At 29.0% G+C, this 20,907-nt stretch carries 19 protein-coding genes, 2 pseudogenes and 1 CRISPR repeat array; of the genes and pseudogenes, 19 read left to right on the top strand and 2 right to left on the bottom strand.

All coding sequences use genetic code 11. The annotated features are described in order from the left end of the window. Nucleotides 1–370: 370 nt before the first annotated feature. A complete protein-coding gene (locus JWYL7_RS10665; protein ID WP_331722138.1) occupies nt 371–934 on the bottom strand; it encodes a hypothetical protein in 564 nt (187 codons plus the stop codon). Between the two features lie 7 nt (nt 935–941). Next, nucleotides 942–1,532 (bottom strand): IS5/IS1182 family transposase, encoded by a 591-nt coding sequence (locus tag JWYL7_RS10660; protein WP_072280178.1) that lies wholly within the window; start codon nt 1,530–1,532, stop codon nt 942–944. 182 nt (nt 1,533–1,714) lie between these two features. Between JWYL7_RS10660 and JWYL7_RS05445 the strand changes: the two genes are divergently transcribed. From JWYL7_RS05445 to JWYL7_RS05360, 19 genes and pseudogenes are all read left to right on the top strand, one after another. Then, on the top strand, nt 1,715–2,179 hold the full coding sequence (locus JWYL7_RS05445) for a hypothetical protein (protein ID WP_066070079.1): 465 nt from the start codon (nt 1,715–1,717) through the stop codon (nt 2,177–2,179). 22 nt (nt 2,180–2,201) lie between these two features. Then, entirely contained in the window at nt 2,202–3,086 is an 885-nt protein-coding gene (locus JWYL7_RS05440; RefSeq protein ID WP_066070076.1) for a hypothetical protein, read from the top strand. A gap of 707 nt (nt 3,087–3,793) precedes the next feature. Then, nucleotides 3,794–4,105: an IS66 family insertion sequence element accessory protein TnpA gene (gene tnpA, locus JWYL7_RS05435; protein ID WP_083528295.1), complete on the top strand. Its 312-nt coding sequence runs from the start codon at nt 3,794–3,796 to the stop codon at nt 4,103–4,105. Beyond that, entirely contained in the window at nt 4,099–4,449 is a 351-nt protein-coding gene (tnpB, locus tag JWYL7_RS05430) for an IS66 family insertion sequence element accessory protein TnpB (RefSeq protein ID WP_066070073.1), read from the top strand. Before tnpA ends, tnpB begins: the two co-directional genes overlap by 7 nt. Before the next feature lie 152 nt (nt 4,450–4,601). After that, complete coding sequence (locus tag JWYL7_RS10280) at nt 4,602–5,357, top strand: IS66 family transposase (protein ID WP_066070070.1); 756 nt, start codon at nt 4,602–4,604, stop codon at nt 5,355–5,357. After that, a complete protein-coding gene (locus tag JWYL7_RS10275) occupies nt 5,351–5,755 on the top strand; it encodes an IS66 family transposase (RefSeq protein ID WP_066070067.1) in 405 nt (134 codons plus the stop codon). The genes JWYL7_RS10280 and JWYL7_RS10275 overlap by 7 nt, the downstream gene beginning before the upstream one ends. A gap of 176 nt (nt 5,756–5,931) precedes the next feature. Beyond that, nucleotides 5,932–6,186 (top strand): annotated as a pseudogene (locus JWYL7_RS10270) (IS66 family transposase); the annotation flags it as partial. 230 nt (nt 6,187–6,416) lie between these two features. Then, nucleotides 6,417–7,373 carry a helix-turn-helix transcriptional regulator gene (locus tag JWYL7_RS05415; RefSeq protein ID WP_331721925.1) on the top strand — a complete coding sequence of 319 codons (957 nt, stop codon included), beginning with the start codon at nt 6,417–6,419 and terminating at the stop codon, nt 7,371–7,373. Between the two features lie 67 nt (nt 7,374–7,440). Then, nucleotides 7,441–8,175, top strand: coding sequence for a CRISPR-associated endoribonuclease Cas6 (cas6, locus tag JWYL7_RS05410; protein WP_066070061.1), 735 nt, complete (start codon nt 7,441–7,443; stop codon nt 8,173–8,175). Nucleotides 8,176–8,186: 11 nt separating this feature from the next. After that, on the top strand, nt 8,187–9,980 hold the full coding sequence (cas8a1, locus tag JWYL7_RS05405; protein ID WP_066070058.1) for a type I-B CRISPR-associated protein Cas8b1/Cst1: 1,794 nt from the start codon (nt 8,187–8,189) through the stop codon (nt 9,978–9,980). A 2-nt stretch (nt 9,981–9,982) separates the two neighbouring features. Continuing rightward, complete coding sequence (gene cas7i, locus JWYL7_RS05400) at nt 9,983–10,903, top strand: type I-B CRISPR-associated protein Cas7/Cst2/DevR (protein ID WP_066070055.1); 921 nt, start codon at nt 9,983–9,985, stop codon at nt 10,901–10,903. Nucleotides 10,904–10,905: 2 nt separating this feature from the next. Further along, entirely contained in the window at nt 10,906–11,580 is a 675-nt protein-coding gene (cas5b, locus tag JWYL7_RS05395; RefSeq protein ID WP_066070052.1) for a type I-B CRISPR-associated protein Cas5b, read from the top strand. 103 nt (nt 11,581–11,683) lie between these two features. Beyond that, complete coding sequence (locus tag JWYL7_RS05390) at nt 11,684–13,975, top strand: CRISPR-associated helicase/endonuclease Cas3 (protein ID WP_066070049.1); 2,292 nt, start codon at nt 11,684–11,686, stop codon at nt 13,973–13,975. Between the two features lie 25 nt (nt 13,976–14,000). Then, nucleotides 14,001–14,516 carry a CRISPR-associated protein Cas4 gene (gene cas4, locus JWYL7_RS05385; RefSeq protein ID WP_066070046.1) on the top strand — a complete coding sequence of 172 codons (516 nt, stop codon included), beginning with the start codon at nt 14,001–14,003 and terminating at the stop codon, nt 14,514–14,516. A 2-nt stretch (nt 14,517–14,518) separates the two neighbouring features. Next, the gene (cas1b, locus tag JWYL7_RS05380; RefSeq protein ID WP_066070042.1) at nt 14,519–15,505 is read left to right on the top strand and encodes a type I-B CRISPR-associated endonuclease Cas1b; all 987 of its coding nucleotides are present in this window, start codon (nt 14,519–14,521) and stop codon (nt 15,503–15,505) included. A 1-nt stretch (nt 15,506) separates the two neighbouring features. Beyond that, the gene (gene cas2 / locus JWYL7_RS05375; protein ID WP_066070038.1) at nt 15,507–15,770 is read left to right on the top strand and encodes a CRISPR-associated endonuclease Cas2; all 264 of its coding nucleotides are present in this window, start codon (nt 15,507–15,509) and stop codon (nt 15,768–15,770) included. A gap of 195 nt (nt 15,771–15,965) precedes the next feature. After that, nucleotides 15,966–17,597: a CRISPR direct-repeat array (repeat unit 29 nt; unit sequence GTTTTATATTAACTATGTGAGATGTAAAT). 118 nt (nt 17,598–17,715) lie between these two features. Then, a pseudogene (locus tag JWYL7_RS10400) lies at nt 17,716–18,852 on the top strand (IS3 family transposase). A 110-nt stretch (nt 18,853–18,962) separates the two neighbouring features. Further along, entirely contained in the window at nt 18,963–19,241 is a 279-nt protein-coding gene (locus JWYL7_RS10135) for a DUF4352 domain-containing protein (protein WP_083528291.1), read from the top strand. Between the two features lie 197 nt (nt 19,242–19,438). After that, nucleotides 19,439–20,902, top strand: coding sequence for a protein adenylyltransferase SelO (locus JWYL7_RS05360; protein WP_066070033.1), 1,464 nt, complete (start codon nt 19,439–19,441; stop codon nt 20,900–20,902). The last annotated feature ends 5 nt before the right edge of the window (nt 20,903–20,907 follow it).

Raw genomic sequence — 20,907 nt, 5'->3', positions numbered from 1 at the left:
AAAATGAAAGAAAAAGCTAGGATGTAGTATTTGATCCGCAGGCAATGGTGAATTGAACATCTTTGTATGCGGAGTTTTTATTATAGAACCAATTTTTATTCTGGGCATTTTTGTTTTTGTAAGATCAAATTGAAGAAATTCACCAAATTATGTAGGAAATTTACATTTAAAACAGAATATATAAAAGTATACAAATAGATATGAGCATAATTAAATAAAAAATAAAACAACAAAAGTTAAATTATTACAATTTTTACTAAGAATAGCTTAACTATCTAAAATGGAAGTTAAATAGAAATGAAAGAAACAAAAAAAGGGCAGACTATCCCCTTGATAAAATTGATGCTTAAAATTTTTAATATAAATTGGGTTAAGCTGTTCTTTTTAATCCCGATAGGGATTTGTATTTATCAACACAGCCAGATTTTATAGCAGCAATTGCAATAGATAAAAGACAAATATGTCCGATTGTATTTAGATTAGAAACAGAGTCAATATTTTTAACAAAAGCTTGCTCAGTATTTAGATTTTTCCATCTAGAATTGTATCTTTCAGATTCAGTTCTAAGACTGTATATTTTCTTGAAAAATATAGAATCACGATTTATAGAAGATCTATAATCAGTGCCAATACTTATGTATTTTACACAACCTCTGTTTTTCTTACCGTTAAAGAATTTTTCGTGGTTACATGGACATAAAGAATCATCTTTAGAAGTTCTAAAAGGACAGCAAAACTTTTGTTTAATATAGGAATCAAAATATTGTTTGCCATCTTTATGCATTGCTAATCCAGCATAGCACATTATATTACCTGTGGATGTTAATTTATTAGATTTTCTTTTGCGTTTATTTAATGCAATGAAAGCATGACCTTTAAGGGTATTACGAATAAAATCATGATTTTGCTTTGAATCATAGCCCTTATCAGCGATAATATAACTACCTTTTTTTCTTTGAATTATTGGGTTTATCTTCTAGAACTTGAACATTCATAGAGTTATTAGCAGTATGAACACCTAATTTACAATCTTTATCAGAAGAAGGATGGTTGTTTTTAGAAAACTTGTTATTTGCGAAGCATTTAGGATTATTAAATTTAGTGTTAGCTTTAACAGGTGTTGCATCAACTGATATAAAGTTGTTGTCAATAAATCCTAGTTCTTTAAGAATATTAACTTGATTTTTCATGATTTCCTTAAGATAAGAGTTAGATAATTTTTTAATAAATCTCTGAAAAACTGAATATGAAGGCAAAGACTTAAGAATATTAAAACCACAAAGCTGAGCAATGATTAGATTATTTTCTAAAAAATCTTTTAGGTCAGTAATTTTGGCGAACTTCTCACATTTCATAACAATAAAGGCTCTAAAAAGAGCATGGCGAGAATAACCATTAGGACCATATTTAGAAGGAATCTTATCTGGTAATATAGATAAATCAAGGTTATCAAAGATTTTGGTATAAAAATTGATAAGCTTTTGAGAAGTAAAAAGTTCAATTATATTAAATATTTCTTGACGTTGGTACATAGAGATTTCCTCCTTATTGTTTTTGTATTATGTGTGGTTATATAATATAATTCGACAAAAAGAGAGGAAATCCTATGACATAAATTTGAGTGATAAAAAAATTGTGGCCCTATCGGGCTAGTAAAATCAAGGTCTTTGAGTTATGCTCAAGGCTATAATACTAATAGAAAGGAGGTGTAACATTGAAAAATAAAATTATGGTATTTATAGGAGTGTTAACAATACTTATTGTAGCTATATATACATATTATCATTTTTCTAATTCTTCAAACATCATAATGAACTTTGGTGAATCTAATAATTGGAGAATTGAAGCTTTTATGCAAAATAATAAGGATATATATATATTTAGACCTACTTTATATCCGAAGTTTTATCCAGATAATAGTTTAGAATTAGAAGTTATATGGAACCTAGATGAGAAACTATCAATTGATCATGTTAATTCGCCTGAATTAACTAGTATCTACTCATTTAGTGAGACCCAAGCAAAGCATCTTCCAGATATACCATTGCAGAACTTTAATTTTTTAAATGGTAATAGGAAAGAAATCCTTAGATTGTTATCTCAAAGTTCGATTGAAATAGTATGGAGACAAGGGGATGGCGAGATCCAAAAAGAAACAATAAAAATAAATTACAAATAATACATTAAAGGGGTAGAAAAAAATGAAAAGAATATTATCGTTGGTAGTTATTTTAGTTTTACTATCGAATACATTTGTCTTTGCTGTAACTGGAGCAAAATATGAGTTGCCAGAGAAAAAACAAGGTTACTTCGATTTAGATATTGAAATGTATCAAAAAGACTATAGTCTAAATAATCCACAAGTTATTTACATTCAAAAGCCTGATGGTAGGAAATATGAAGGTAGAGATTTAGAAGAGTTATTCTCAAAGAACAATACGCAAAGTAAAAGTGATGATGACTTCACAATACTACAGATACCAATAGATCCAGGAACTACTAGAATTGTTACGGGGAACGCTAGTGTTAGTTCATGGGTAATTAGAGATTCTATATCTAAGCGAACTTGGAATCTTTTAAAAGGTTTAACATTAGCAGTAATTGGTTTTATTATTAATCCAGTGGGTGGATTTATACTAGGTGCTGGAGATGCAGTAATAAGCAATGCTGTAACAAATTCACATCAAGTAGAAAGTGTTTCTCAGTTTAATAACAGAACATTAAGAAAGATTGGAGAGGCCTATGATGGAAGTAAATGGGTTCCGTTAGCAGAGTTCCAAAGATGGGAAGAATACTGGCAAAAATATACATATACATACGATAGCCAAGGTAGGGAAACTAATTCATTCAGGTATGTATCTTTTCCTGGTGCTTCTGGAAGAATTATATTGCCAAATACGCCAACAAAAACACAACAGTATGTACATTATAATGATAATTTAAGGCTTTCTTCTATAACATATGAACGATGGCTTATGAAACTTGGGTATTACGTTTATAAATTTAATGAGTCGGGTGCTAATACATCAGTAAATAATTCAACTTGGTGGCAGAATTATGTAAATAGTAAAACAATACAACCATAAGCTCCGCCAAACAAAACTATATAGTGCTTAGATTAAACGCCTAATGGACTAACCCTATATTGCTTACGCACTACTCCCTGTCAAGTAGACCGTAGGATTAATAAATACTCAATTAAGCGACTAGACCCCGATATTCCATTGGGCTATGGTCGTTTTAGTTTTTCTTGCTTTCAGTATGGATCAAACTTTGTATTGTCAGGGATGGTTATTTTTTCGTCCCAAATATGGGAAGGAGTATCTGTTAAGGTGGATTAGCGTTAACCTATATACATAGATTTGGTTAATCGTTCATAAAGTATGGCACTATAGAAATATTGTACTTATGAGGTAATGAAATTAAAAATTGGAAATTTAAGCTATGTTGAGTAATTCAAAGTGAAATAAGCCGAATTGAAAGGTTGGGCATAAGAAAATTAGATTAAACTACTGGTAACCTGAGGCTTGGAGTATTGCAGTTAGGAGAATGTTCTGTAAATTTCAACAAAAAGTTTAATATAAATTATGAATATAACTATTAGTATTCATAATTTTTTATGCTTACTAAAAATTTCAAAAGGGTGTGGTTAGTACAATGAATCCACAATTAATTTATATTTATATTAAAGATATTGGCAGGTGTTTTGTAAGCGTCAAAGAATCTCCGCCTATACTTCAACTATCAGCTTTGTTAAACTACAGATAATAAACTTCTAAGGAGTGTGATCTGTTTGGCTAATAAAGCGGTAGCTGTTGATTGGGAGGATATCTTATCGAAGTTCGCTACATACAAAGGGACAATCAAATCCTTCTGTAAAGAGAATAATATAAGTCCTCATCAATTCTATTATCAGAGAAAGGCAGCGAAAAAGAGAGTTACCCCTGTATTCCATGCTATTGATTTTAAAGAAGATGCTATTCCATCTAATTCGAGTTTAACCTCAAGCATTAAAATAGAAATAGGCAAGGCTAAGATTCATATACCAAGTCATGATAGAGCAGCTCTAACAAATATTCTTGGAATGATTATGGAATCATGTTAAATATAGACCAGGTAGATAAGGTATATTTGGCTTGTGGGATAACTGATCTTAGGAAAAACATAGATGGATTGAGTTTGATAGTACAGACCCAGTTTAAGCTAGATCCTTTTGAAAAAGCCCTGTTTGTTTTTTGCAATAAGCAGATGAATAAGCTTAAGATATTGCATTTTGATGATGGTTTTTGGCTATACTACCATCGATTAGAAAGAAGTAAGTTTAAGTGGCCTATGTCAAAGGCAGAAGCTCTTAAGGTTTCCAAAGAAGAATTAAAATGGCTACTAAAGGGGTATGAAGTAAGAACTGGTTCAAAATTCAAACCTATTGAAGCGAGAAATTGTTTTTAAAAAAGATACCATAAAACCACATGAAATGTTTAAATTTCAATGGATTTATGGTATAATTATTTTATGAAAAAAAAGAAAATGAGGATAGAAAAATGAGTCACTTAAACTTATAAAACCAGCTTGACGAAAAAACTAAAGAGTTGATTTTAAAGATGGAAGAAGAGCTTGAATCCAAGGATCAAGAAATAGCCACCTTAAAAAATGAACTGGCATATCTAAAAAATCAAATTCTTAATAAAAATAGAAGAATATTTGGTTCTTCCACTGAACAGACAAGTGCTATGCAACTATCATTCTTTGATGAAGCTGAAAATCATAGCAACTTAAAAGCTGAAGAGCCTACTGTTGAAGAGATTACCTACAAGAGAACTAAGCCCTCTCAAAATACAGGGAAGAAAGATAACTTAGCCAATCTAGAAAAAGTAGTTATTGAGCATAAATTAGATGAAGACCAACAATCCTGTAAGGACTGCTCAAGTGACTTAGTAGTTATAGGTACTAAGTCTAAAGAAATTCTCAAGTACATGCCAGCGAAGCTATATGTAGAAGAGCATATAACCTACAGCTACGCTTGTAAAACCTGTGAAGAGAATAATGAACAGGCTAATATAGTAACTACAAAGGCTCCAAGAACCCTGCTCCATAAAAGCATGGCCTCTAACGAGCTTCTTAGTCATGTAATCAATTTAAAATATCATTATGCTATGCCTTTATATAGGCAAGAAAGCTATTTCAAAATGATGGGTGCCCACCTTTCAAGGCAAACCCTTTCAAATTGGATTATTGCCACAGCCATAGAGCTACAGCCAATCTACCAGCTACTTAAGGAAGAACTCCTAAAACGAGACTATATCCAGGCTGACGAAACAGTGGTAAAAGTCTTAGATGATAAGGGGAAAGAGTGGTAAAAGTCTTAGATGATAAGGGGAAAGAGTCAAAGAAACAAAAATACATGTGGCTCTATAAGTCCCCAGATAAAGATAGTCCTATCGTCATTTATGACTATCAAAAGACAAGGTCGGGGTCTTGCCCTAAAGGATTTTTGAGTGGGTTTTCCGGAAACCTCCAGACTGATGGCTACGCCGGTTATAACAAGGTTGAAAATATAAAAAGAATATACTGCCTTGCCCACATTAGAAGAAAGTTCCACGATATAATAGTACATTTAGATGAAGAAGCCCTAAAGACTTCAAGAGCATTAATAGGGTTTAATTATTGTGCCAAACTTTATGATATAGAAAAGAATCTCAGAGATAAGCATAGTGAAGAAGAAAATTACTATGAACTTCGTAAAAAAGGAAGGTAGGAATTATCCGAGCCAAGTATAGAAGAGTTTATAAAATATGTAGATGAAGAGATTGAAAATGTAGTTCCAAGAAGTCCCCTTGGAGCAGCTTTAGCATACACAAAACCCCTTTTGCCAAGTCTAAAAGCTATTTTAGAAGATGGATCATTAGAGATAGATAACAAAACTCAGCGGAACGCTCTATAAAACCCTTTGTAATGGGGAGAAAAAATTGGTTATTCTCAGCTTCAACCAAAGGTGCAGAGTCCAGTGCCTTATTATATAGTCTAATAGAAACCGCTAAAAATAATGATTTAGTTGTTGAAAAGTACCTGCTATACTTAATCGATAGCTACTCAAACATAGATCCCAACGATAAGGAAAGTTTACTAAAAATATTACCTAATTCAAAGGATCTGCCTGAGGATTTAAAAATTAAAACCAAGCAATAAAAAAGATAATCCAGTAGAGCAGGTAACTAACCTCTACTGGATTTATTGTATCAAGTATTGTTTTTTATTTCTATACGTCGATTCTTTGACGCTTACGATTTTTTATTATAGAACCAATTTTTATTCTGGGCATTTTTGTTTTTGTAAGATCAAATTGAAGAAATTTACCAAATTATGTAGGAAATTTACATTTAAAACAGAATATATAAAAGTATACAAACTATAAAGGGGTGATTCTAGTTGGGAAAATAAGCAACGTAATAAAAATGTTAATCCTTCTTCAATCAAGAGGAAAGATGAAAATACAAGAACTTGCAGATGAAATAGAAGTTTCTCAGAAACAGATAAGAAATTATAGACAAGATTTAGAGCAAGAGGGCATTTATATAGAATCAGAACCAGGACCTTATGGTGGCTATAAATTATTAAGCAATAATAATTTATTAGGCTTAAATTTATCTATCGATGAAATAAGTGTATTAGATATTGTTCTAAGACATCTTGAATACAACAAATACATATATATACAAGAATTTAAGTACATAGTAGATAAAATAAGAGCTACCACCAATATGAAAAAAAGTTTAGACAATAGCATGGATTATTTTGTAAAAGAAGCAAAAGAAAGCTTAAGTATGCAAGAAAATAAACAAAAGATTAAAGATATAAATGTTGCAGTTATTACAAGAAAGAAACTCAAGATAAAGTATTATTCTTTAACCTCTGGATTAAAAGATAGAGTAATACACCCTTACGGACTTTATCAGTATAAAGGAGATATGTATTTAGCAGCATATTGCGAAAATAGAAAAAAAGTTATAGATTTTAAGGTTTGTAGAATAAAAGAGTATGAGATATGTGATGTGAAATTTAAAATTCAAAGCAACTTTAGTTGGAAATCATACATGAATAACTGTATTGGAATTTATAAAGATAATCAAGAAATCGAGTTAAAACTTAGAATAAAATATCCTATTTCATATATAGTAGCAGAAAAAATATGGGTAGATAATCAAGAAATAATTGAAACTGAAGACAAATCCATAATATTTAAAGCAAAGATGAGAGGTTTAACAGAAATAAAAAGTTGGATATTAAGTATGGGAACTAATGTAGAAGTACTAGAGCCTCAGAGTCTAAGAGATGAAATAAAACAAGAAATAGAAAAAATTCAGAAAATATATTAAAAATTTTATAATGTGCACTAAATACTTCCACAATAGTGGTTATAATTTAGGTGTAGGAGGTGAGCCAATGAGATTAAGTTGTGAGTTTAAATGTGATAGATTTCCTATTACTTATCATATGATGATTGTAAGTTTAATAAAAGATGCTCTTAAGAAAAGTAATGAAAATTATTTTAAAAATATCTATCTATACGATGAAGAAAAAGCAAACAAAAGGCCTAAACACTTTTGCTTTTCAGTTTATATGAAAGATTTTAAAAAACAAGATGATATATTCATTATAAATGACGAAGTTATTGTAAATATAAGCACTCCAGATTATGAGTTTTTTGTAAATCTTTATAATGGCCTTTTAAAAATAAAAGAATTCAAATACAAGGATTTTACTATTAACAACGTGAGAATGAGCATTTTAAAAGAAAAAGACATAAATGAAACTAGTATATTATTTAATACATTATCACCAATTTGTATAAAAGATAAGAACAATAAACCTATAGATATAAATGACGAGAGATTTGAAGAAGAACTAAATTACATAGTAGATAAAACTCTACTAAGTTATAGAGGATATGGACTTAAAAAAAAACTTAGATTTATACCTTGTAAGTTTAAAAAAGTTGTAGTTAAACAAGATATCCAAAAATTTAAGAAAAATACAGATAAAAAATATTACTATGTGAATGCATATTCTGGAGTTTTTAAATTAAATGGAAACGTACAAGATCTAAAAGATATATACTTACTAGGACTTGGATTTAAAAGATCACAAGGATTTGGAATGATAGAAGTTTTAAGTTAGGAGGTGAGAATTTGAAAATAAAAGTTTACTCAGGTGATTGGTTTTACAATATGGGAATTATAGGTTTTTTAAATATAGCCTATAAAGCAGGTAAAAAAGAAGAAATTATTTTAAAGGACAATTATATAGAATTTGAATCTAGTTTTTTGGAGAATTTTCATCATTATTATTTTGCGTACTTTATGGAAGAATATAATGTTTACAACAGAGTTAAAAGCAATATACAAATGACATTAAATTATACAAAATCTAACATAGATAAAATAAAAGATAATATCCCCAAAATTAGGAAAGTGCTGAAAGATCAAGCTGACAAAGTAAAAAAAATAGATAAAGAACTTTATGAAGAAATTGATGAAAAATTAAAGCAAATAAGTCAAATAAAGAAAAAAGAACAAATTGAAGAATTAGAACTACTTGTAAATGAATGTTTAGAAATGTTATCGAAACAACACATAAATGAAAAATTAACATTAAATTTATATAAGTTCATAATAGGAGATAATTATTTTGGACAAGTAAGTTATTTTAATGTAGCTAAATCAAAATTAGGATTTGAAGAGCTAAAAGAAACAATGTATAAGGATTATTTGAGTGGAATTATTGAATATGGGAATTTTACAGATTTGCTTTTTGGGGATGATTTCGAAAAATTTAAAATCTATATTGAAGAAAAAGTAAAAAGTAAAAATGTTTCTAAAAACTTATTAAGTTTACTCAAAGATATTAACAAAAATTTTATTAAAAAAAATAAAACTATTGATGAAATTAAGGGGTATTTAGATGAAGATTCCATTAAGAGTTGTGAAATGTGTGGTGAGTATAAAGGAATAGTAAGTGATTATACGGAAAGTAATTTTGCACCACTTGCAGTAAGTAGTAACAATGCTAGAAATATGTTTTGGGAGTTTAATACAGATTATCCAATATGCGACATTTGTAAGCTTATATTATTTTGTACACCAGCAGGATCTATTTATATGAAAAAAAATTATATTACTGATGCAGAAAATGAATTTTATGGATTTATAAATATGGATACTTCAGTAGAAGAACTTTATTCAAGCAATATAATGCTAAGGAAAAAACAAAATAAAGATAATCCATTTAATGAATTAATTGTTGATATGATAAGTGAGAACGTACAAAGAAGTGAGTGGAAGCTTAAAAATATATTGTTTGTAGAATTTAAAGCAAGTGTTAATGCTAAGAAATGCTCTATGAATTATTTTAATATGCCAGGATATTTAGCAAAGTTCTTTGTAAAAGAACATAAATCACTTTCATCTATTTCTAACAATAAATTTAAGGCAGCTATAGTTGATATTGTTATTAAAAATAAGGACTTAAAATATTTGATAAATAACACATTAAGACAGAAAGTTAAAGATAGCATGCAAGAAAATAAAAAATCATATATAAGTGCATACGATTGTTATAAAGCCGTAAGTATAAGATATTTAATTAATTGTTATAAGGGAGGTAAGAAGGATATGGATGACAAAAAATTGAAGGCAATATATTACTCGGGAAGAGCTATACATGATTATTTTGTAGATAACAATGCTGAAAATAAAATAAATTCAATAGCTTATAAGCTTTTGAACACATCCAAAGTTAGAAACAAAAAAGATTTTATGGATATTATTTTAAGAACATTTATGGCAGCACAAATGAGTGTACCTCAATTATTTCTAGATATAATGTCAGAAAATCAGTTAGATTTTGAATCAATTGCTTATACTTTTGTATCAGGCTTGATTTCTGAAAAATATGAAGGAACGAAAAAAGAGGAGGTAAATTAACAATGAATAGTAAATTAAAAGCGTTAACATTTTCAATAGTATTACAAGCACAAAGTCTAAATTATGGAGAAGGAATAGCTAATATATCTGAACTAAAAAAACTTACAAGATCAGATGGAAATATGTATACTTTTGCATCGAGACAGTGTCTTAGATTTGATATTGTAAGATTAGCAGCAGAGCTATTTGGATGGAACCTTCAAGTAGTTGATAAAAGTAAAGGTACTGTTCAGTTTAGAGATGATGTTACTATTGAAGACTCTGAAGAAATGGACTTATTTGGATATATGAAAACTAATAAAAAAGAAACAGAAAATAAAGGAGGATCTCTTACTAGGGAAGCTACAGTGAGATTAAGCAATGCTATTTCTCTAGAGCCATATAGAAGTGATATGGATTTTTTAAATAATAAAGGCATGGCCGATAGAATAGGAGAACATCCTAACCTTGCAAATGTAGAGCAACACTTAAGTTTTTATACGTATACTGTAACTATTGATTTATCGAAAGTTGGTAAAGACAAAGATATTGAACTTGATAACAAGATTAAGGCACAAAGAGTCATTCAGCTTTTAGAGGTAATAAAAATATTAAATAGAAATATAAGAGGAAGACAAGAAAATTTAGGACCTTTATTTGTAATCGGTGGAATGTATGAAGTTGCAAATCCATTTTTCTTAGGAAGGATTAACTTAAAGTCAAATCAGACTGGATATGAAATTAATACAGATGCCATAAAAAGTGTAGTTAACTCTAAATTTTTAGGTAAAGAAATAAAACAAAATACTTATGTAGGATTTGTAGATGGTATTTTTAACAATAAGCAAGAATTTGTTGAATTAATGAATGATAAAGTTGTTTCAGTTGATGAATTCTTTGAAAACTTAATCAAGGGTGTTAAAGAGTATTACGAGGTGCAATGATTATGAAGGTGCTTAAATTAGAGTTGTTTCAAGAAACAGCTTGCTATAAAAAACCTTTTGCGATGAAAATATCTGAAACATATCCTTTACCACCATATTCTACTATATCAGGTATGATGCACAAAATACTCAAAGCAGATGAATACATACCTATGAACATTAGTGTTCAAGGAGAGTATGAAAGTATAATAAATAATTATCAGACTACTTATTTCTATAAGCAAGAAGAAGTAACTAAAATGCCTATGAATTCTCATTTGCTTTTTAATGTTAAGCTCATAATTCATATCAAAGCACAAGAAGAGATTTTAGATAAAATATTTAATGAAATAGTTAATCTTGATGAATTTTTAAGTTTAGGTAGAAAAGAGGATTTGGTTAGACTTGATAGTATAAAGTTTGTCAATATATACGAACTAAGAATAGACCCAGAAAATGAAGATGAAGAAGATAATGTAATTCCGTATTACAAATTAAAGTATCCAGTTTTTATTCCTAAAAGTAATATTATAGGTGATATAAACGGTATTAGCTACAGATTAAATAAATTTTATGATCTAAAACATGGATTAAGAAACTGGAACAAAGTAGATGTTTTATATGTAGAAAGTGATGAAATGTTAGATAGAGGACAGGTTTTTATAGATTGTGACAATGATATAATATTTTGGAGCTAGATATTAACTGAAATTCAAGAGATTAAGATGCAATGAAAAGCATTAAACATTTTAAAATTGTATTCTTAATCTCTAACTTTTTTAAAATGAAGGTGATACTAGTATGATATATGCAAAATCAGATCCAGTTGAAACATTAAGAGAGCATACAGATAAAGCTCATGAACAACTAGATTTATTAAAAAGAGCATACGGTGAAAAAATAACTCAAGTAGTCGATGTGTGTAAAGATAATTTTTGGGAAATAATGCATGTTTGTGTTGAATTTCATGATGTAGGTAAAGTTTTTATTCCGTTTCAAAACGTTATAAGAGAGAAGGTAGGTAGAGAAAAATTAAAAACAGAGTTTAAAAATACTATTCCTCATAGTTATATTTCACCCGCAGTAATAAGTTTTAAAAAACTTAATATAGAAGATGAACAGTTAAGAAAAGTTATTGTTCAATCAATAGGATATCATCATGAGAGAGATATAATAATTGACAAAGAGTTAATAGAATTAATTGAACAAGTTATTGAAAATGAGTTAAATAGTAATGTTGAGGAAATACAAAAAGAAATTAAACTACCGATTAGAAAAAAAATGAATGCAGGCTATTTGAAAAAGCTTCAAAACAGGATAAGCGAAAAAGAAGAATATTATTATTCATATGTTTTAGTTAAGGGACTACTCCACAGAATAGATCACTCTGCTTCAGCACATGAAAAAATTGAACTTGATTTTGATAAAAATGTAGGAGAATATGTAGAAAAGTTTATTATGAGTAATTACAATGGATTAAGAGATGTACAAAAGTTTGCAAAACAAAATAAAGACAAAAATATTATATTAATAGCTTCAACAGGTATGGGGAAGACGGAAACAGCTTTACTTTGGATAGATAATCATAAGGCATTCTTTACACTTCCTCTTAGAGTAAGTATAAATGCATTGTTTGATAGAGTTAGTAAAACTGATGAAGAAGGAATCAACTACCCCTATGCAGGACTGCTTCATTCAACTAGTATTGATTATTTAGAGGAGAATGAATATGAAGGATTTTACGAAATATATGATCAATCAAAACTATTGTCTAAAAAATTAACTTTTTCAACTATTGATCAAATATTTAAATTTCCATTTAAGTACAGAGGTTATGAAAAAATATATGCTACACTTGCTTATTCGAAGGTTGTTATAGATGAAATTCAGGCTTATTCGCCTAAAATAGCTGCAGTTTTGATAAAAGGCATAGAATTACTTCATAAAATAGGTGCTAATTTTATGATAATGACAGCTACAATGCCATCTTTATATATAGATGAATTGAAAAAAAGAGGAATTTTTGATGAGAATTTAATTATGGCTCAATATAATACTGAAATAGTAAGACACAAAATAAGTTTAATAAATAAATGTATATATGATGACATTGATAAAATAATTGAAAAGGCTCAAGATAAAAAAGTTCTTGTAATAATGAATACTGTAAATGGAGCAGTTGAATTATTTAATATGATGACAGAAAAAGAAAATAATATGGATATTTATTTACTACATTCAATGTTTATTCAACAACATAGAACTATACTTGAAAGTCAAATTAAAGATTTTGCAAAGGAAAGTAAAAGTGGACTATGGATCACTACACAACTTGTAGAAGCATCTTTAGATGTAGACTTTGACTTTTTATACACAGAATTATCTACACTAGACAGTTTATTTCAAAGGTTAGGTAGGTGTAATAGAAAAGGTAAAAAGTTAATTGATGAATCTAATATTTTAATTTATACACAAAATGTAAATGGAATAGGAACAATATATGATAAAGATATCTTCAGAAATAGCTTAGAACTTTTGAATGAATTTGTAACAAATAATCCAGATGGCCTAATTGAAGAAGTCAAGAAAGTAGAGTTGGTAAGCGAATTGTATTCAACGAAAAGATTACAAAACAGCAAATTTTTAAAAGAGTTTACTACAGCTTTAGAAATATTAGACCATATGGATTCATATAATCTTACTTCAAATGAAGCACAAGGAATTTTAAGAGAAATAGAAAGTTATACCGTAATACCAAGAGATATTTACGATGAAGTTGTATATGGCTTGATAAGCGAATATGAAGAGTTAGAAAGTCAGTTAAATCAAGCATATAGAATGAAAAATAAAGATATAATTGATGAAATAAAAAATAAAAGAAGATTACTAAAAAGAAAGATAATAAAAAATACAGTTGCAGTTCCAACATATAAAGTTAAGAATAATCTAACACGAATAAATGTAAATGGGTTGAAAGATTTATTTATTTTGGAATACAAATATGAATTTAAAGAAAAACAGCTAGAAAAAGATAAAAAACAGTATACAGGTAGAGGTATATTATTTGGACAAGAGTTAAGCCAGTTCATATAGCTGCCAATTAAATAAGGGGTGAAATATGAATTTAGATTTTGAAAAGCTAAAAGTCCAAGGGGTAAAGGTAAACTATTACTATATATGCAAGCGAAAACTTTGGTTATTTGATAAAGGTATTACTATGGAACATAACAGTGATAGAGTATTAAGCGGGAAACTTATCCATGAAAAATCATATCAAAGGGCTAAGGCTAAAGAGGTTATGATAGATGATATCTTAAAGATAGATATTATTCAGGGGGATTATATAAGAGAAACAAAAATAAGCAGCAAAATGCCACAAGCGGATAAAATGCAAATTATATATTACCTTTATTATTTAAAAAATCTAGGAATAACTAAAAAAGGATCAATCAATTATGTCAAAGAAAAGAAAGTAGAAGAAGTTGAACTTACAGAACAAGATGAAAAAAATATAGAAAAAACATTAATTGAAATAAATAATATTACAAAGCTTAAAAAGCCGCCTAAATTAGAAAAGCTACCTATATGTACTAAATGTGCATACTATGAATTTTGTTTTGCAAAGGAGATATAGCTGTGAATAGAGATTATTATATCTTTAGCAGTGGAAGGCTAAAACGAAAGGATAATACCGTATACTTTATAGATGAGTGTGAAAATAAAAGAGCTTTACCAATAGAACAGACAGATAATATTCATATATATGGAGAAGTAGACCTAAATACAAAACTACTCAACTATCTAGCTCAATATGGTGTTATGCTTAATTTTTATAACTATTATGGGTATTATTCTGGGACATACTACCCAAGAAAAAAGAATGTATCAGGGTTTACAGTAGTACATCAATCATATTTTTATATTGATTATGATAAAAGGCTAGAGCTTGCAAAAGCATTTGTTGAAAGTTCTATACATCATATATTAAGAAACATGAGAAAGCATAAGGAAAAAATAAATGTGAATTTGATAGAAGAAATAGAATTTGAAAAAGAAAATATAGATAGAGCAAAAGAAATAGATGAACTTATGGGAGTTGAAGGGCGGATACGAAAAAAATACTATTCTTCATTCAATGATATATTAAGAAATGGGTTTATATTTGAAAAAAGAGAAAAAAGACCTCCAACAGATCCAGTTAACGCATTGATTTCTTTTGGCAACAGTATAATGTACACTACAGTATTAAGTGAAATATATAAAACACAATTAGATCCTACAATAAGTTTTTTACATGAACCATCGACTAAAAGGTTTTCTTTAAGTTTAGATATTTCAGAGATATTTAAACCACTTATAGTTGATTCTATAATTTTTTATCTTATAAATAATAGAATTATAAGCAAGGATGACTTTAAGATTGAAGAAGGAGTATGTTTTCTAAATGACAATGGAAAAAAGAAGTTTCTTTCAGAATTCGAACGAAAAATGAGTACAACGATAAAACATAGACATCTTAAAAGAAAAGTATCTTACAGAACATTTATAAGATTAGAATGCTATAAACTCATAAAACAATTTATAGGAGACGAGAAGTATAAACCCTTGAAAGCGTGGTGGTAATATGTATATAATTTTAACATATGATGTAGAAATTAAAAGGGTAAACAAAGTTAGAAAACACTTAAAGAAATACTTAACTTGGACTCAAAATTCTGTATTTGAAGGAGAAATTACAGAAGGTAGATTGCATAAGTGTTTGAATGAAATTGAAAAAATAGTAAATAAAGATGAAGACTCTGTGTATATCTATAGAGTGAATACGCAGAAATTCATAAAGAAAGAAGTAATTGGAAAAACCAAGAGTTTTGATGATATGTTTTTATAAATGAATATATATTGCATTAAACCTAGTTTAATATGAAGTGCTTACTAAATGTTGAAATACACACATCTATAGCATGTTGATACCATTTATCATCTACACTACTGAAGGTTTAATGCAGATTTTTAAAAAAATAAAACTTTGTAATTGTTTCTGAAGGAAGTTATATCAATATCCTGAGAGATTTTATATTTTAGTGTTTTATATTAACTATGTGAGATGTAAATCAAAATAGCGACAGTGTTATACGTGTCTATTGCTTCATGTTTTATATTAACTATGTGAGATGTAAATAAGTTTGCTAGATTTTTATCTGCTGACATATATGCTTTGTTTTATATTAACTATGTGAGATGTAAATTAAGCGAAGGGGGAATTTGCTATGAAATATGGTTATGCGTTTTATATTAACTATGTGAGATGTAAATGGAGCATACTGGGTAGGAGAAGGACAGAGAATTCAAACGTTTTATATTAACTATGTGAGATGTAAATTAGCTCTGGATTGTGCTTGTAGGAAGTTTGCTTGTTTAGTTTTATATTAACTATGTGAGATGTAAATTAGCATTTTATCAACTGCTTGTGCTAAATCGTGTGGGTTTTATATTAACTATGTGAGATGTAAATTGCAAAAGTGCAAAAGTTATAGATAAATACAGTCAAACTGTTTTATATTAACTATGTGAGATGTAAATCGTGTCGAAGTTATTTTGCAAGAAATTTAGGGTTTAAAAGTTTTATATTAACTATGTGAGATGTAAATATTTCATGTTATTCCCCCTTTACACAAGTTTTGGTAAGTTTTATATTAACTATGTGAGATGTAAATGCTGTAATAGCATTGATTATGTCTTTTTTCTCCATTTGGTTTTATATTAACTATGTGAGATGTAAATTGTTTATTAGTTGCATCGCTATCTTTTGTATCATCGTTTTATATTAACTATGTGAGATGTAAATGTACATCCAGCGAGCCTTGTTGCCATATTTTACCCACGTTTTATATTAACTATGTGAGATGTAAATTTTTGAGTTGCTTATGCAGGACAGATCTATTCTTGACAGGTTTTATATTAACTATGTGAGATGTAAATTATTATTTTCTTATACTTGCCTGTTCGGCTAATTTACTGTTCTATATTAACTATGTGAGATGTAAATTGTAATGGCTTTTAATTGCCTTGTCCATAGTTAACTATGTTCTATATTAACTATGTGAGATGTAAATTAAATGTACTGGAAAGATATAAAGAAAAAAATGGCATAGTTCTATATTAACTATGTGAGATGTAAATGGCAGGGAGTTGCTTGAACAATATAACACAATAGAAAAGTTCTATATTAACTATGTGAGATGTAAATGCTATATTTGAAGATCTTGGTTGTAGAGGTGACGAAGTTCTATATTAACTATGTGAGATGTAAATGAAGAATATCAGAAAATCTACAGCTAACAGAGACAGCAGGTTCTATATTAACTATGTGAGATGTAAATTTCCAGACACAAGATCTAGTTGATTTGCTAATATAAGTTTTATATTAACTATGTGAGATGTAAATTTCACATATGCAGCAACTTGCCCGTTATCTAAAAAACGTTTTATATTAACTATGTGAGATGTAAATTTTTTTTTAATGTTTTTTCTAGATTTTTAACTTCAACAGGTTTTATATTAACTATGTGAGATGTAAATAATGAAGCTAGAGCAATGGAAGAAAAAGAACCGTTTGAAGGTTTTATATTAACTATGTGAGATGTAAATTTTACATTTATTGTTGTGCTTGGACTTAAATTCAGCTCGTTTTATATTAACTATGTGAGATGTAAATCTTTTTAGAACAGCAACAACATATTTTTACATAAGTAAGTTTTATTGGTGTTAGTATATTAGTGTAGACACAAAAAGCCGAACACCTTAAAATATAAAAAGGGAAGGAAGTGTCTACAATGGCAAAAGGGCAAAAGTATTATACAGAAGAATTTAGAAAGACAATTGTAGAGCTCTATAACTCTGGTAAGAGTTTGGCAGAGCTTAGCAGCGAATATGGCATATCAAAATCAACAATCAATGGATGGATTAAGAAAGCTAAACCAATAACTGTGGATAAAGATACAACTATAACATCAGAGGAGTATCAGGCAATGTTAAAGAAGATGGCAAGGCTTGAGGAGGAAAATGAAATATTAAAAAAAGCCATGGCCATATTCGCAAAGAAGTAACCTCTATTTTTGAGTTTATAAATGATCATAAAGAAGAGCATGATATCACGCTAATGTGTGAAGTGTTAAAGGTTTCAAGAAGCTCTTTTTATAAGTATCTAAACAAAACCGAAAGCAAAAGAAGCGTAGAAAACAAGATGTACGAGGAAGAAATACTGAAGATCTATAAAGATAGTAAAGGTTGCTCCCAAAATACATAAAGTGCTTCGTGAAGAAAGAGGACATGCCATAAGCCTTAAGAGAATCCAAGGGATTATGAAAAAACTAAATATAAAATCCATAATTATCAAAAAATTCAGACCTCACTCTTCCAAAAGTAAAATAGAGGCTAAAGAAAACGTTTTGAAAAGAGATTTTTCAACAACTACAATAAATGAAAAATGGGTTACTGATATAACTTATATTTATACACTTAAAGACGGATGGTGCTATCTTGCTTCAGTTTTGGATCTTCATACAAAGAAAATTATTGGCTATGCTTTTTCAAAGACTATGGATACAGAACTAGCTATAAAGGCTGTAGAAAATGCCTACATAACTCAAAAACCAAAGAATACTGTTATACTCCACAGTGATTTGGGCTCCCAATATACAAGCTCTAAATTTGATGATTATCTTAATGAACATAATATAGTTCATTCCTTTAGCGGCAAGGGATGTCCCTATGACAATGCTTGTATAGAATCCTTTCATGCTACACTAAAAAAGGAAGAAGTAAACTTAGCTACATACTATGACTTTGATGCTGCAAGGCTAGCTATATTTGAATATATAGAATCCTGGTACAACAGAAAAAGGCTTCATAGCAGTATCGGTTATATGACTCCTCAACAGCTTGAAGATGCTTTAAGAAAAACTGCATAAAAATTTGAGTTTTTGTGTCTACTATATTGACATAAATCCACATTGCTTCAGCAGATTGTTTAGCAGGTTTTATATTAACTATGTGAGATGTAAATGAAGAGGTTTCTTTAATTATTATTATAAGTGTTACTAACAATGATAAAGAAGCAAGAACATTAGATACTTCATTATTCAAACTTACTGACAGCGAAGGAAGGACATATGATCCAGATGCTACTGCTGATATTTATGTTAATGGGCAAAATATGTTTTTCTTAGATAAAATAAATCCTAATTTAACTAAAACAGGATATATAGTATTTGATTTAGCAGATCCTAACGCAGAATATATTTTAAATGTTACAGGTGGAATGTTTTCAAGAGAAAAAGAAGCAATAAGTCTTAAGTAATATAATAAGGGCAGAACTTTCTGCTCTTTTATAACACATAGGAAATTATGTACTTTAATAAATTGTGAGAAAGTTATAATTTCCGTCATGTGTTCCAACAAAGTCTTTTTTTAAAATCTTTCAAAGAAAAACTTTGTTACTAAACAACAATTTTGTAAATACTAATATAGAAAATATAAAATTAAAAGAGGGATATGATGAAGGATATAAATATGGGTTGGAATTTTGATAATAGCTATGCGCGTTTACCTAAAGTGTTTTTCAGTAGAGTTAATCTAGAAACTGTACCATCACCAGAAATTGCAGTTATTAATCGCGACTTAGCAATATCTCTTGGACTAAATCCAGATGAGCTACAAAGCAAAGAAGGTGCATATATACTTTCGGGTAATGAGATTCCAAAAGGAGCTTTACCTATTGCTCAAGCTTATGCAGGACACCAATTTGGGTACTTTACCATGTTAGGTGATGGTAGAGCAGTACTAATAGGAGAACAAATTACTCCAAAAGGTGAAAGGTTTGATATTCAGCTTAAAGGTTCAGGCAAAACTCCCTACTCTAGAAGGGGAGATGGAAAAGCAGCACTTGGACCTATGCTTAGAGAATATATAATTAGTGAAGCAATGTATGCTCTTGGAATACCTACTACTCGAAGTTTAGCTGTAGTTACAACAGGAGAAACAATAATTAGAGAAACTAAGCAGCCAGGTGCAATTTTGACTAGAGTTGCTTCAAGTCATATTAGAGTTGGAACGTTTGAATATATTTCGAAATGGGGAAGTATTGATGAGCTTAGAGAGTTAGCTGATTACACAATCAAAAGACATTTTTCATATGTTAAAGATGATAACAATCCATATCTTTCACTACTAAAGGAAGTTATAAAGAGACAGGCTCTTCTTATTGCTAAATGGCAATTAGTTGGATTTATACATGGAGTTATGAATACTGATAATATGGCTATTAGTGGTGAAACTATTGATTATGGTCCATGTGCTTTTATGGATACTTATGATCCAGAAACGGTATTTAGCTCTATTGATACTTATGGTAGATATGCTTATAAAAATCAACCATCTATTGGAGCTTGGAATTTAGCACAATTTGCTCAAACACTACTACCATTGATAGATGATAATTATGATAAAGCAGTTAAATTAGCACAAGATGAAATTTTAAATTTTATAAGATTGTATAAGTCAAGTTGGATATCTGGTATGAGAGCAAAACTTGGAATATTTAATGAAGAAGTAGAAGATGAAAATCTAATTAACGAAATACTTAATATTATGGAAAAATACAAAGCAGATTATACTAATACTTTTTTAGATTTAACGTTTGACAAATTAGAAGATACACCTATGTTTAAAAGTTTAGAATTTATTAATTGGTATAAAATGTGGCAGGCTAGGTTGAAAAGTCAAAAAGAATCAAAAAAGCTATCTAAAAAGCTTATGCAAGATAACAATCCTGCAGTAATACCTCGTAATCACAGAGTAGAACAGGCACTAGAAGCTGCTGTAAAACAAGGCGATTATACTGTTATGAACAAACTAATAGATATTTTATCAAAACCATATGCTCACACTGATGATCAAATAGAATATTCCAAGCCTCCTCCTAAATCATCTTGTCGCTACAGAACATTTTGTGGGACTTAATAATA

Origin of the sequence: Alkalithermobacter thermoalcaliphilus JW-YL-7 = DSM 7308 (genome assembly GCA_001584565.1) — a bacterium.
Lineage (GTDB): Bacteria > Bacillota > Clostridia > Peptostreptococcales > Peptostreptococcaceae > Alkalithermobacter > Alkalithermobacter thermoalcaliphilus.
This window is presented reverse-complemented; position numbering and strand designations above follow the sequence as displayed.

What these genes read in the sequence shown, in the direction of transcription:
- JWYL7_RS05390 (WP_066070049.1), top strand. Translation starts at nt 11,684, where the DNA reads ATGATATATGCAAAATCAGATCCAGTTGAAACATTAAGAGAGCATACA.
- cas7i (WP_066070055.1), top strand. Translation starts at nt 9,983, where the DNA reads ATGAATAGTAAATTAAAAGCGTTAACATTTTCAATAGTATTACAAGCA.
- JWYL7_RS10280 (WP_066070070.1), top strand. Translation starts at nt 4,602, where the DNA reads ATGGAAGAAGAGCTTGAATCCAAGGATCAAGAAATAGCCACCTTAAAA.
- JWYL7_RS05360 (WP_066070033.1), top strand. Translation starts at nt 19,439, where the DNA reads ATGAAGGATATAAATATGGGTTGGAATTTTGATAATAGCTATGCGCGT.
- JWYL7_RS05440 (WP_066070076.1), top strand. Translation starts at nt 2,202, where the DNA reads ATGAAAAGAATATTATCGTTGGTAGTTATTTTAGTTTTACTATCGAAT.
- JWYL7_RS10660 (WP_072280178.1), bottom strand. Translation starts at nt 1,532, where the DNA reads ATGTACCAACGTCAAGAAATATTTAATATAATTGAACTTTTTACTTCT.
- cas4 (WP_066070046.1), top strand. Translation starts at nt 14,001, where the DNA reads ATGAATTTAGATTTTGAAAAGCTAAAAGTCCAAGGGGTAAAGGTAAAC.
- tnpB (WP_066070073.1), top strand. Translation starts at nt 4,099, where the DNA reads ATGTTAAATATAGACCAGGTAGATAAGGTATATTTGGCTTGTGGGATA.
- cas5b (WP_066070052.1), top strand. Translation starts at nt 10,906, where the DNA reads ATGAAGGTGCTTAAATTAGAGTTGTTTCAAGAAACAGCTTGCTATAAA.
- cas2 (WP_066070038.1), top strand. Translation starts at nt 15,507, where the DNA reads ATGTATATAATTTTAACATATGATGTAGAAATTAAAAGGGTAAACAAA.
- cas6 (WP_066070061.1), top strand. Translation starts at nt 7,441, where the DNA reads ATGAGATTAAGTTGTGAGTTTAAATGTGATAGATTTCCTATTACTTAT.